This window comes from Pseudorhodobacter ferrugineus DSM 5888 (genome assembly GCF_000420745.1).
Lineage (GTDB): Bacteria > Pseudomonadota > Alphaproteobacteria > Rhodobacterales > Rhodobacteraceae > Pseudorhodobacter > Pseudorhodobacter ferrugineus.
Genome location: NZ_ATVN01000013.1, coordinates 91,769 through 104,846, shown reverse-complemented (window position 1 = coordinate 104,846; position 13,078 = coordinate 91,769). Strand labels below are relative to the sequence as shown.

The 13,078-nt window shown below is 58.2% G+C and carries 11 protein-coding genes and 1 pseudogene; 2 read left to right on the top strand and 10 right to left on the bottom strand.

Annotation, left to right across the window (positions count from 1 at the left end; genetic code table 11):
- Positions 1–266 (top strand): ATP-binding protein (locus G560_RS0112675; protein ID WP_022704681.1); only part of this gene is annotated, 266 nt, incomplete at its 5' end.
- A 67-nt stretch (positions 267–333) separates the two neighbouring features.
- Here G560_RS0112675 and G560_RS19270 read toward each other — a convergent pair.
- The 7 genes and pseudogenes from G560_RS19270 to G560_RS0112640 form a co-directional block, all read right to left on the bottom strand.
- Positions 334–1,095, bottom strand: a complete 762-nt coding sequence (locus G560_RS19270) for an EscU/YscU/HrcU family type III secretion system export apparatus switch protein (protein ID WP_022704680.1) — start codon at positions 1,093–1,095, stop codon at positions 334–336.
- Positions 1,092–1,871, bottom strand: a pseudogene (locus G560_RS20025) (flagellar biosynthetic protein FliR). Before G560_RS20025 ends, G560_RS19270 begins: the two are co-directional and overlap by 4 nt.
- Positions 1,868–3,940: a flagellar biosynthesis protein FlhA gene (gene flhA, locus G560_RS0112660; RefSeq protein WP_022704679.1), complete on the bottom strand. Its 2,073-nt coding sequence runs from the start codon at positions 3,938–3,940 to the stop codon at positions 1,868–1,870. Before flhA ends, G560_RS20025 begins: the two are co-directional and overlap by 4 nt.
- A complete protein-coding gene (locus G560_RS19260) occupies positions 3,937–4,641 on the bottom strand; it encodes a lysozyme family protein (protein ID WP_022704678.1) in 705 nt (234 codons plus the stop codon). The genes flhA and G560_RS19260 overlap by 4 nt, the downstream gene beginning before the upstream one ends.
- 114 nt (positions 4,642–4,755) lie before the next feature.
- Positions 4,756–5,490, bottom strand: a complete 735-nt coding sequence (locus G560_RS0112650; RefSeq protein ID WP_022704677.1) for a lysophospholipid acyltransferase family protein — start codon at positions 5,488–5,490, stop codon at positions 4,756–4,758.
- On the bottom strand, positions 5,490–6,389 hold the full coding sequence (locus G560_RS0112645) for a cell division protein FtsX (RefSeq protein ID WP_022704676.1): 900 nt from the start codon (positions 6,387–6,389) through the stop codon (positions 5,490–5,492). The genes G560_RS0112650 and G560_RS0112645 overlap by 1 nt, the downstream gene beginning before the upstream one ends.
- Positions 6,386–7,057, bottom strand: a complete 672-nt coding sequence (locus tag G560_RS0112640) for a cell division ATP-binding protein FtsE (protein WP_022704675.1) — start codon at positions 7,055–7,057, stop codon at positions 6,386–6,388. Before G560_RS0112640 ends, G560_RS0112645 begins: the two co-directional genes overlap by 4 nt.
- A gap of 186 nt (positions 7,058–7,243) precedes the next feature.
- Here G560_RS0112640 and G560_RS20695 point away from each other — a divergent pair, with 186 nt between their 5' ends.
- Positions 7,244–8,332, top strand: coding sequence for a zinc-ribbon domain-containing protein (locus G560_RS20695; RefSeq protein WP_081647656.1), 1,089 nt, complete (start codon positions 7,244–7,246; stop codon positions 8,330–8,332).
- Between the two features lie 18 nt (positions 8,333–8,350).
- On the opposite strand, the gene G560_RS0112630 is transcribed toward G560_RS20695, so the two are convergent.
- The 3 genes from G560_RS0112630 to G560_RS0112620 all read right to left on the bottom strand — a co-directional run bounded on the left by G560_RS0112630 (position 8,351) and on the right by G560_RS0112620 (position 13,015).
- Positions 8,351–10,894 carry a TIGR02302 family protein gene (locus G560_RS0112630; RefSeq protein ID WP_022704672.1) on the bottom strand — a complete coding sequence of 848 codons (2,544 nt, stop codon included), beginning with the start codon at positions 10,892–10,894 and terminating at the stop codon, positions 8,351–8,353.
- 26 nt (positions 10,895–10,920) lie between these two features.
- Positions 10,921–12,186: a diaminopimelate decarboxylase gene (gene lysA / locus G560_RS0112625; protein ID WP_022704671.1), complete on the bottom strand. Its 1,266-nt coding sequence runs from the start codon at positions 12,184–12,186 to the stop codon at positions 10,921–10,923.
- A gap of 73 nt (positions 12,187–12,259) precedes the next feature.
- Positions 12,260–13,015: a class II aldolase and adducin N-terminal domain-containing protein gene (locus G560_RS0112620; RefSeq protein ID WP_022704670.1), complete on the bottom strand. Its 756-nt coding sequence runs from the start codon at positions 13,013–13,015 to the stop codon at positions 12,260–12,262.
- Positions 13,016–13,078: the final 63 nt, after the last annotated feature.

Below are 13,078 nucleotides of genomic sequence, written 5' to 3'. Positions count from 1 at the left end.
TGCCGTTCAGTGCCTCTGGCGGTGCATTGCTCTTCCACCTTCTGAGCAAGCTGTATGAACGCACCAGCGTCATCATCACCACCAACCTGAGCTTCAGCGAATGGGCCAGCGTGTTCGGCGATGCCAAGATGACCACCGCACTGCTCGATCGTCTTACCCATCGCTGCCACATCCTCGAGACTGGCAATGACAGCTACCGCTTCAAGGCCAGCTCCGAAACAGCGAAGAAAAAGCGAAAGGAGGCAACAGCATTGACGCCATCATGACATAGAGAACATAACTAATGGGTGGGTCAAATCGCGGTGACAATGCCGGGTCAGTTCTCAGTGACAATCAACACTCTTGGGCCTTTTGACGCCGCTTTGCTTTTAGATAGGGGTCGCCTTCTGAGTTTTTATGTTCGTCCTCAAGCTCTTTGCGGGACATTCGATTGGATCGCAAATGTTCAGCACGCTGCCAGATATAATCGATCCCGCCGATCACCAAGGCCAGCACTGTCACCAGGGCCAAGAACTTCACCACCTTCATGAGCAAGAGTGCAGTAGAAAGTGCCGGAGTTAGGTAAATCATATTTGCGAAATCATTGACTTGATAGGTGAGAAAGCCAAAAAGCAGAACGGAAATGATCAGCAGTTTGAAGAAGCTTTTCGTAAATTCGAACAGGCCTTTGCGCCCGAATTTATTTTTCACGCCCGATAGGGGCGATATTCGATTTAGCTTTGGTTCAAGCTTTGAAGGCGTGAACAGCCATGTGCGTTGCAGCGCAACCATCAGTGCGGCTGCCGCGAATGGCAGGATAAAAAAGATCGAAAGCGCGCCTGCGAAGCTGCTTAGGATCCCGAGCAGGCTGTTGCCCGCGCCGTTCAAAAGCTGTGTTGAGAGTTGATCCGCCTGACCCAAAAGAATACTCGCATTCTCACCTGCCTTAAGAAGACTGGTACCACCAATTGTTGCCCCTGCCAAAAGGAGGCCCGCATAGGACCCTGCGGTGACAAGGTCATTTGAACGGGGGATTTCCCCTTTTTCTCGGGCATCGGCGAGCTTTTTTTGAGATGCCTCGTGTTCTTTTTCAGAGGCGTCTTGATCATCGCTCATGACAGGCCTTCAAACGGGTTGCCAAGATAGGCGTTGAAAGCATCAATCCAAAGCTTGAGCAGGAGAGGTGCTGCTATTGCGAGCAGAACCAACCCACCAAGCGTGAGCGCTGGCGCGCCGACAAAGATGACCATCAATTGGGGCATCGCCCTATTGATGACGCCCAGGGCAATGTTGTAAATGACCGAGGCGGCCAAGAACGGTACCGCCATCGTAAAGGCCAGTTCAAAGGCGTGGCTTATCTGATTTAGCCCTCAATTTGCCAGGCCATCTCCACTCGGAAACTGGCCTGGAGGCATCACGTCGTAAGAATAGATAAAAACTTCCGCCACTCGGATGTGAAAGCCAGATATTACGGCCAAGGCAAGCCCCGTCATGACAAATATGTGGGACATGGTTGGTTGCTGTTCGGCAGCTTGCCCACCAAAGAGCTGGGAGAGCGAGGTGGATTGCGCGGCCAAGGTCCCCGCAATTTGTAGGGCATGCACAAACAATCGCAGACCGATACCAATCGACAGACCCGCCATCACTTCGGTCGCTATCTGCGGCGCAAGTGCAGCTGTTAACGGGGCTACACGGTCCAGTACGGCAGGTAAAACGACGGCGGTAAAGCATAGGCCAAGTGCAAGGCGAATGCGTTGCGGCACGACTTGCTCTCCGAAGGCAGGAAGCAATGCCATTGCCGCGCCGATCCGCAAGAAAACCAGAAACGCGGCCCAAAGCCAGCCTTCGGTCAGATTGCTCGCCTCGGTCAATGGGGTAAGAAAATCGGTCATGCGGGAACTTGCCCGATCATCGCGGGGCGTGCCTCAAGTCCGATTTCCTCATATGACAGAACTGGTGTTGTCACCCCACGAGCGCCCAGTACGGTGCGAATGAAGCGGCGGCGCAGGGACGATGTGACAAGGGCGGGCTGTACCCCATTTTCCGCGGCCTTGTTCAGCTTTTCGGCCATGTTGTTGGCCAATCGGCTGAACTGATCAGGGGGCAGGGCAACATCGCGCTGACCTTTGTCACCGTCGATTTGGTAGGTCACAAAGGCTTTTTCCCACTCGGGGGCCAGCTGGATCAGCGGAATTGTACCGTCTTCGCGGCGCAATCCTGCAACAAGCTGAAAGCCAAGCCGCTGACGAACATGTTCGCAAATTGCTTCAGGCGCGCCCATGCCGCGCGCTTCGGCGATGCTTTCCAAAATGAGCGGCAGGTTGCGGATGGAAACGCGTTCTTCCAACAGTAAACGCAGCACGGCAAGTAACAGATCGACAGGCACCTTATCGGGCACCAATTCATCCAAAAGACGCTTGTTAGCTTGGGCGCGGGTCGGTTCCGACAAGTTTACGAATTCATCTAACAGGCGACGCAAACCGCGCAATGACAACAGCCGAGAAAGGTTGTTTTTAAGCACTTCCAACAGGTGTGTCGCCAGAACTTCGGTCGGTGACACAACAGTGAAACCCTGAATGGCAGCGTCCTCTTGGGCATCAGGGGGAATCCATCGCGCTGGGGCGCCGTATACAGGTTCGCGGACATCCATGCCGTCTGGTGGCGGCATGCCATCAGACAGTAGCGCCAAAACGCGGTCTGGCAGCAGGCGATCCCGCACCTGTTCCACGCCTTGCAAGCGGATCCTATAGGTGCCGGCAGGCAGCGACGCCTCATCTGTTAGGCGAATCTCGGGAAGAATGATGCCAAAGGCGCTGGCGATGTGGTTGCGCATATTGGCGATACGGGTGTCGAGGCCAGTCGCCGGATCCAGCACCATCGGCACAAGATCTGGGGCGAACTCGATGTGGATGTCGTCAAAATCAAGGATATCGCCAAGTTTGCGTTCAGTGGCGGGAGGCGCAGCCTCTCCCTCTTCGACTTTGGGTTTTGCGGCTTCATTTGCCCCCCAATAGGCCGCGCCTCCCAAAACCAACGCGCCGATGATGAAGGGAACGAAGGGCATCCCCGGCACCAGTGCAAAAAGCGCCATCAGAAAGGCAACCGTAGCCAAAGCGCCGGGATAGCGGCCCAACTGGGCAAAAAAGGATACGTCGGCAGCACCGGTTTGCCCCCCACGCGCCAAAAGAAGCGCTGCACCGATAGAGATGATCACTGCCGGGATTTGACTGACCAGCCCATCACCGACGGTCAGAATGGCATAGGTTTCAAAAGCCTGGCCGATTGGCATGCCGTGAACCACTGTGCCGATGATCAGCCCCATCACGATGTTCAGAATTGTGATAAGCAAGCCTGCAACAGCATCGCCCTTTACGAATTTCGAAGCGCCATCCAAAGAGCCGAAAAAGTTGGTTTCGGCCAGTTCGGTTTCGCGCCGCCGCTTTGCCTCGGTGTGGTCGATCGCGCCGGCTGACATATCGCTGTCGATTGCCAGCTGTTTGCCGGGCATCCCGTCAAGCGCAAAGCGTGCGCCGACTTCGGCCATGCGTCCTGCGCCTTTGGTGATCACCATAAAGTTTACGATCAGCAGGACGCAAAACACCACAACGCCCAGCAAAACAGACCCGCCCATAACGAAATTGGCAAAGCCTTCGATCACTTTGCCTGCCGCGCCTGTGCCAGTATGACCTTGGCCAATGATGAGTTTGGTTGATGATACGTTGAGCGATAGCCGCAGCATGAGCGAGGCCAAAAGGATTGTAGGGAAGGCGGAAAATTCAAGTGGGCGCTGGATGAACAGCGTTACAGTAAACATCAAAATAGCTAGCGCAAATGAAATTGCCAGCCCAATATCCAGCATCCAAGACGGCACCGGTAACACCATCATCACGATCACGGCCATCAGGGCGAGCGCGAGCAGGATGGTTGGCTGAAAGACACTTCGCAAGGTCAATTGGTTCATGGCACGTCCCCGATAAGTGGGCGCGCACGTGACGGGGTTTGCAACAGGGGGCCGCGCGCCGACACCAAGCCGAATCTTTCATAAACCTGCCGGTGTTTTGCGCGCTCTGGATCTGCAAAGGCCACCATTGCGGGTGCATCGAAAGAGGGGGCCATCGTGCCGAGGTGCCTATCAAAAATAGTCTCTAGTCGCCGAACATAGGCTTCGGCCCGTGCCCCATCACGTGAATGATAACGGCCCACTGCGGCGCGCCAGTCGCCGGTTTTGATATAGAGATCTTGCAGAAAGTTTGCAGCGTAAAGAGCGTTGTTTTGCGGCGAAAGCATATCCGACACGCTTTGAAACGCAGTTGCGTGCCAGCGTATGTTCAGTTGAAAACAACCGATATCCACGTTGCTTTTGCCTTGCGTAATCTGTTCTTCGGCAAAAGCGATTGCGGTGTATTGATCGGGAAACCAATGACCTTTGAGGTCGGCCATGACGGCCCAGGGCCAGGCGTCAAACCCCCCGCCGCTGGCCTGCGTATTGCCGGTTTCAGCAAGGGTAACGGCCCGCAGGATCGACAGAGGAACACCTGTCTGGTGTGACGCAAACTGCGCGGCCTCCTCGCACAGCGCTGCGGGTGAGGCGATTCCCTGTGCTCCGCAAAGCCCATAGACCATGGCAAAGATCGTTCGATGTAATGAAAGCCAAAAATTCATAAAGGTCCCATGGCTGTTTGGGGCGTTCTGCCCTAGCACCAGACCTTAACTATGATTCCTTTCCAATGTGTTTACCGCAGGCGGATGTGTTCGCGTTTTGATCGTGTGTCGACCCTAGTCGGACACGCGAAACCCGGCCTCGGCCATCACCGCATCGGATGCGGTTTCAACCTCGCGTTCCAGTCGCTCCATGAACGCGGCACTGGTCAGTCCAGGCGGAATTGTTGGTAAAAATTCGACTACCGCCAGCCCGCGTTTGCGCAAAATTCCGCGTTTGGGCCAAAGCACGCCGACATTGGTTGCAACTGGCACGCAATCCTGACCCAGTTGCAGATACAACGCTGCGGTGCCGACCTTATAAGGTACTTTGACGCCCGGTGCGACACGGGTGCCTTGGCTATAAATGATCAGCTGTCCTGCTTTTTGCGCACCTGATTTCACAGCAGCCATCATCTTGGTAATCGCCACCCCGCGTTTGCCACGATCAACAGGTACGCAGCCGATCCGCAGGCCAAACCAGCCTAAAACCGGGGCATAGACCAACTCTTTCTTCATGATGAAGCGGCCACGCGGCACGGCATGAAAAATCATCAAAATATCCAGAAAACTTTGGTGTTTCGCGGCAATCAGCACGGGGTGGGTTGGGGGCGTGCCGCGCACCTCGCAGCGCATGCCGGTTAGAACGCGCAATGAAAAAATCACCCAGCGGCAATAGGCATGGCACCCCGCCAGCGCGCCGTCAGGGGTGATCAGCGCATAGGGCAGGTACAAAACACCGACCACGAGCATCGCGATATACATCTGGATGATGAAGATTAACGACAACAGCCATTGGAGGGCATAGCGCATCAGGTCAGTTCCTTTAGTTTGCGAAAGGCGGCAAAGCGGGTGGCGAAGAACGCAACAAGAGCGGCGAGGGGAGGTAGCACGAACGGCCAGAGCCAGCCCGCACCTTGAAAACCCAGACCCGTCAGAAACCCGCCTGCCACATCGGCGGACGGCAAGAAAGCCACCCCGATCAGCCCCAAAAGCGCGCCAACCGCCGAGCCTGTCAGTGTGCGCAGCGTGAAGCGCCGCACGAAGGCGCGGGCGATATAGGCATCCTTAGCGCCCACCAAACGTAACACACGGATCACTTGGGCATTGGCGGAAAGTGCGGCATTCGCGGCCAGCGTAATCATCGCGGCCATCGTCGCCCCGATTAGCAAAATGGACGTCAGCCCCAGCAGTCGCAACCGACCCGCGGCCAAGGCCAGCGGTTTGCGCCAACGCGTGTGATCATCCAGCACGGCCCCCGGGGCCTCGGCTGCAAGGCGTTGGCGAAGGCCCTCGCTGTCATAGCCGTCACTGTCTTCGGTCACTTCGATCAGGCGCGGAACGGGCAGGGCATCCAAGGGCAGATCGGGGCCGAACCAGGGTTCCAACAAGGCGCGCTGTTCGGCATCAGACATCGCGCGGGCGCGTTCAATGCCGGGGGTAGTGGCCAACACATCCAACACGGCGCGGGTTTGCGCATCCATCTGGCCTGCGGGCGCAGAAATGCGGATGGTGGCACTGCGGGCTAGCGCATCACCCCAACGGTCGGCCAACCGCCCCGAAGCCAGCGACAGCGCCATGGCGAACACCGCCAGAAAGGTCATGGCGGCGGCGGTAAAACTGGTCAGCCACGCGGTATGCCCCGAAGGCGGGACCACACGGTCGGCTTGACTGTCGCCACGGAAAATCTCGGTCAGGGCCAGCAGTTTCACAGATCGGCCCCCGCGAGTTGCACCCTGCGTTTGACGATCCGCAGTACACGGGCGGGCACCTGCTGTTTCGCCGCACGGATCAGGTTCAGGTCATGGGTCGCCACCAGAATGGTCTTTCCCATTTTGTTCAGCTCGACCAGCAGTGTCAGCAGCCGCAGCGACATGTCCCAATCAAGGTTGCCGGTGGGCTCATCCGCCAGCACCACATCGGGCGACATCATCACGGCCCGCGCAAGGGCCGCGCGTTGGCGTTCGCCCCCCGACAGTTGCGGCGGCAAGGCATCGGCCAGCTTGGCCAAGCCGACCCAGTTCAGCAAATCCTCAAGATCGGCCAGTTCGGACGTTCGGGACGACACAATCGCGGGCAAGGTTACATTGGTTGCCAAAGGCAAATGGTCAATGAACTGGCAATCTTGATGGACGACCCCAATTCGGCGGCGCAACAGCGCCACCTCGTCCCGGTTCAGGCTGCGCACCTCGCGGTCAAACAAGGTCACACGGCCCGCAGTTGGCAGCAATTCCGCATAGCACAGTTTCAGCAGAGTCGATTTTCCCGCCCCCGATGGGCCTGTCAGAAAGTGAAACGACCCGGGCGCCAGACGCAAGCTGACCTCGGATAGCAATTCCCCCCCGCCATAGGAATAGGCGACATTTTCTAAAGCGATCACACGATGCTCCGTCTAGTTTGGCGTGTGATGCAGCGCCACACCGCTTGATTTGTTGCAGTTTTGCCCAGAGTGAGGGAGGTTTCAACGCCCTATTGTACACACAATGAGGACAAAGGCTTGGATATCCTTAATTTCGGGTCTACAAAGTGGTATGGGACGATTAGCTAAGGCGCGGAGAAAAAGCAAATGCGGCTAGTATGCCCGAATTGCGAAGCTCAGTATGAAGTTGATGATGGCGCCATCGCGGATGCGGGGCGTGATGTCCAATGTTCAAATTGCGGCCATACTTGGTTCCAGCTTCCCCCCGACCTAGAGGCAGAGCGTGATGCCGAAGACGCGCTGTTTGGTGCAGCCAAGAGGCCACAGGCATCACAGCCTAACACGCCCCCAGCCGCCGTTTCACAGCAAGGCCAAGTCGTTGGCAACGATGCAAGTAAAGCTGGTGTTTGGGATGATGACGCCAAAGAAGGCAATAATGATATCGGCCCCGTACCGGCCCCAATTCGTAGACCCGAAGGAATTGGCACGCCAAAAGCAGCGATGCCGGCAGCCGCAACACCCCCTTCTGCGATGCCAAGCCCGCCGCCCATGCCCGCGCCTCCTCCATTGCCTTCGAGGCCGCAAACTGAAGATGCAAAAGCTGACGCGGTTAAACCCGACGCCGTAAAGCCGGAGCCGTCGGCCAGTGCTATGACCCCACCACCACTGGCCCCTCGCCGTAGCCTTGACGAAAGCCTGATGGCAGTTTTGCGTGAAGAGGCCGAGCGTGAAACCGCTGTGCGCCGTTCTGAAACGCCGCGGTCCTTGGAATCCCAGCCCGATTTGGGGTTGGAGGAAACCACAGGGGCAGCAAGTGCTGCGAAAGCGGTTCGTGACCGCTTAGCGCGTTTGCGCGGGCCCGAGCCAGAACCTGAAACACCCGAAAAACCAACTGCGCGCCGCGACTTGTTGCCCGATATCGAAGAGATCAATTCGACCTTGCGCGCCAGCACCGAAAACCGTAGCGGCGATGAACTGGCAATGGCACAACCGGAGTCAGACAATCCTGCATCAAGTTCGGGGTTCCGTAGCGGATTTTCCTTAATGCTGTTGATCGCGGTTGTCTTGATCGCGACCTACCTTGCAGCGCCCAAGATCGCCGAACAGTTTCCGCCAACCAAAGCTGCGCTGGAAAGCTATGTGTCAATGGTTGATGCCGCGCGGATCTGGCTTGATAGCGTGATGCGCAATGCTATTTCGGGCCTGCAAAACCTGACAGGTGGGGCGCAAAGCTAACCGCTTGCGCGCCCGCTTTCAGTACATATCCAACAACCGTTTCAGATAGTCGCGTTCGCTTTCGGGGCGCGCTTGGTCGCCTTGGCGGCGGCGGATTTCATCCAGCAAATCCTGCGCGCGGCGGTACACGTCATCACCTTGCAGCAGGTTGCGGTCTGACCCAATGCGCGCGCCTTCGCCGGATTCTCGCCCTAATGGGTCGCGAGCGGAATTGGGGTCGGCGCGGCCAACAGCCTCGCCTTGGCCGTCATTTCCGTTCTCGCGGCGCTCTTGTGCCATGGCCTCGCCCAGATTGCGCATACCTTCGCGCATGGATTCCATCGCCTCGGCCTGACGGTCCAATGCGCCGGGCAAGTCGCCCTCGCGCAGCGCACGTTCCGCCTCTTCCATCGCGCGGCCCGCTTCATCCAGCGCGCGGCGGCCTGCTTCGCCTTGGTCAGACCCCGCACCTGGCAGCATATCGCCGTTCAACCGCCCAAGGCGGTTGCGCAATTCGCTTTGGCGGTCTTGCAGGCTTTTGCCCTGGCCCTGACCTTCGTTGCCCACACCTTCTTGGGATTGCCCGTTTTCGCCCTGTTCCCCTTGCTCGCCTTGTTGCCCATCTTGCTGGCCGTCTTGCTGCTCACCCTGCTCGCCTTGTTGCCCCGGGTTTTGCAATTCGGAAAAGCTGTCATCGGACAGGTCTTGCTGGTCGCGAAGGGTGTCGCCAAGGTCTTTCATCGCTTTCTGGCCGGGTCCACCTTGGCCGCCTTCGCCTTGGGTGACTTGCATATTTTCCATTAACTGACGCAGCATTTCCATCAGCTCGGCGGCCTCTTCCATCCGGCCTTCTTCCAGCAGCTTTTGCAGCTCTTTCAGCATGTCTTGCAACTGGTCGCCAGTAATCTCCATCGACTCCTGCTCGTTCGCGGCCTCGCCATTCGGGTTGCGCTCGGCCTCTTGGGCAAGCTGGCGCATGTAGTCGTCCATCGCCTCACGCAGTTCCTGCATCAGCTTGTCAATCTCGGCGGGGTCGGCGCCGTTGCGGATCGCTTCGTCCAGCTGGTCTTGCGCGCGTTTCAGACGTTCGCGCGCACTTTGCAAATCCCCCTCTTCGATCAGCAGAGCAATGTCCCAAAACGCTTCGGCCAATTCATCCCGCGTCTCTACGGTCAGCGCATTTGCCTCGGCGTCCAAACGGCGCAAGGCCACACGCAGCCGCAAATAGGCCTTTTCATTGCGGATAAGCCCTTCGGGGCGATGGGTCAGTGCCTTGAAAATTTGGGTGCTGCGGGGGGCATTGCTGCGTGACCACAGCAAATCGCGGCGCATTTCAATCACTGCGGCCGCCAGCGGGTCAAAGAACCGCTTGCCGGGCAGGGTGACATGCAAGGGGGCGGCAACGCCGGTTTGGCCCGGTGTGTCGGTGACGGACAAATCGATCGTCACGGGCAAATTGGCAAAGACGTGTTTGGACAGATCATCCACCAAAGTTTCGGCAAAATCGGTGCGCTGCCCGCTGATCGGCAAAGGCAAATCCAGTGTCACAGGATCGATATTTTCGGGATCAACAGCCAACCCATAGCGGCGGTCCAACGCGCCCATATCCAGCGAAATCACAGCTTTGCCACCCGTCACGCCAAAATCATCCTTGGCCTCGAACGGCAGTTTCAAACGGCCGTCGGCCTCTCGTGTCAACTCGCCCACAGCACTTACGCTGGGCGGTGCATCGCGGCCCACCTTGATCGACCATGTCCTGCCATTCGGGCCGTCAATCGCCAGTTCGCCGCTTTGGGTGATGTCAAAGTCCTGTGTCGGCGCAGTTGCATCGCCAGCCTCAAGCCGCCCCGATACGGTTTCGGTCAGCGATAGCGCGCCGACCTCGCCGTAAAAGCGCAGCTGCACACGGCTGCCGCTTGGCACTTCAAATTCCACGCGGTCAATGTCGTTCAAATACAGCGCGGGCTTGCCGGTATAGGGGGGTGGCTGCACCCAGCCTTCCCAGCTTGGCCCGTTGGCCAGTGCTTGCGCCGCCGTTGGCCCTAGCCCGGTGATCGACGCAACCCGCCAAAGTGAGCCGAACAGCAGCGCCATCACCAAACCCGTCAGCGCAATATACCGCAGGCCAAACGGGTCACGCGCGGCCAAACGCAAATCGGGTGCCACGGCTTTTGCACCCGCCGCTGCACGGGCCATGCGGGCCTGATGCGCGGCCCATACGGCCTGTGATGCGGGGTCACTGGCGCCAATCGCTTGGGTGTCTGCCAGTGTTGCAATCGGTCGGCCAGGAAGCGTAGCATCCAATCGGTCCAGCGCGTCTTGGGGCAGGGGGCGTCGAAACTGGCGAAAACCACGCCACGCGGTCCAAAGCACTGCCACGGCTGCCAGCGCAAGCCCCGTCCACACGGCGGGCAACGGCACGAAATCTTGCAAGCCAAAGGCCAGCACAGCCAGCGTGCCAATCAGCACCGTCCACAGCGGCCAGAAACAGCGCGCCAGCCGTTCAGCCCACAGCCCCGCCTGCGTCAGCGCAAGCGGGCGTTTCAACTGGGCTGCAACGTGGTCGCGCGGTGCTTGCGTCATTTACCCTGCCTTTTGGCCGCATTCCATCACAGCCATTCGGGGATGGTATCCCGAGAAAGCATTTCGTCAAACGTTGGACGTGCGCGGATGACCGCAAAGTGATCATCTTTCACCAAAACTTCGGGGATCAGCGGGCGAGAGTTGTATTCAGACGACATCACCGCGCCATACGCGCCCGCCGAGCGGAACGCGACCAGCGCGCCTTCGGTCAATTTCGGCAGGTTGCGCGATTTGGCAAAGGTGTCACCAGATTCGCAAATCGGGCCTACGATGTCATAAGGGGTTTGCTCCGCCGCCGCCGCCGCCTCAACCACCGGAATGATGTCATGGTGCGATCCGTACATCGCAGGGCGGATCAGGTCATTCATCGCGGCGTCAATAATCAGGAAATCGCGGTCTTCACCGTTTTTCACATAGATCACTTCGGACACCAAAATCCCCGCATTGCCGGAAATCAGGCGGCCGGGTTCAATTTCAATTTCGCAGCCCAAATCGCCCACGGTGCGCTTGATCAGTGCGCCATAGTCCATTGGCAAGGGCGGCGCGTTGTTGTCACGGGCATAGGGAATCCCCAAACCGCCCCCAAGGTCGAGCCGTTCAATCGTATGCCCATCGGCGCGCAAGGCGCGGGTCAGGTCGGCGACCTTCAGATACGCCGTCTCGAACGGTTCCAGCGCGGTCAATTGGCTGCCGATATGCACGTCGATACCAACAATTTTCAGGCCGGGAAGGCGGGCCGCCTCGGCATAGACTTCGCGGGCACGCGAAATCGGGATGCCGAATTTATCGCCCTTTTTCCCGGTTGAGATTTTCTCATGGGTTTTGGCATCCACATCGGGATTCACCCGAATGGTGATGGGTGCCACCAGCCCCAAGCCCTGCGCCACCTCGGACAACGCGCGCATTTCGGGTTCTGATTCGACGTTGAACTGCCGGATGCCGCCAGTCAGAGCCAGCCGCATTTCCGCGCGGGTTTTGCCCACGCCGGAAAACACGATTCGATCACCCGGCACACCTGCCGCCCGCGCCCGCATATATTCGCCAGCCGATACCACATCCATCCCCGCACCCAAATCGCCCAGCAGTTTCAGCACGGCCACGTTGGACAGGGATTTGATCGCAAAACACACCAGATGCGGCAGGGGAGACAGTGCCTCGGTGAACAGTTGGTAATGGCGGGTAAGGGTGGCGCTGGAATAGCAGTAAAACGGCGTGCCAACTTGCGCTGCAATGTCGGCAATCGCCACGTCTTCGGCATGCAATACGCCGTCTTTATACAGAAAATGGTCCAAACTCGCCCCCGTGGTGCAACCTGCTTGGCCAAGCGTTTACATGGTATCGCAGGCACAGCCAAGCACCGGAAGGTCAGTTGCGGAAATCGGGTTCGGATTTGTCCAGCAGGGTCTTGATGTCGGACATGAAACGGTCGGCTTGGCCATCGTAATGGTCCATCGCATCGGCCACGCCTTCGGCAACCGTATCCGACAAAAACCGCAGTTTCTGCCCCGTTTGCAACGCGCGGATATAGGTTTCAGCGGAGCGTTCGAAATAATACAATCGGTTGAACGCATCGGCGACCGAACTGCCCAGCACCAAAACGCCGTGATTGCCCATCACCATCACCTTATGCTTTGGGTCTTGCAGCATCGCGGCGCAGCGCGTGCCTTCATCCTCAAACGCCAAACCGGCATAGCCTTCGTCGACCACCACGCGGTTGAAAAACATCGCGGTGTTTTGGTCAATCGCAGGCAGGCGGCTGTCGGCCAAGCTGGCCAGAACGGTGGAAAATATCGAATGGACATGCATCACACAGCGGGCATGCGGCACATGGCGGTGGATCGACCCGTGCAGGCCCCATGCGGTCGGGTCCGGCGCATCGGGGCGGTTCAGCGCCTCGGGGTCATCGGCGTTCAGCAACAGCAAATCACTGGCCTTGATCAAGGAAAAGTGCCGCTGATTTGGGTTGATCAGGAAATCCTTGCCATCATGCGACACGGCCAGCGAAAAGTGGTTCGCCACCGCTTCGTGCATGTTTAGCCGCGCAGTCCAGCGAAAGGCGGCGGCCATGTCTACGCGTTCGGCCTCAAATGTCATGTTCGGGCTGTGGGTCATCGTGTTCATGGCTTTCCCTTATGGATAGCATCCAGCGTGGCCTGCGGACAGGCGTTTGCCAAGGGGAAACTA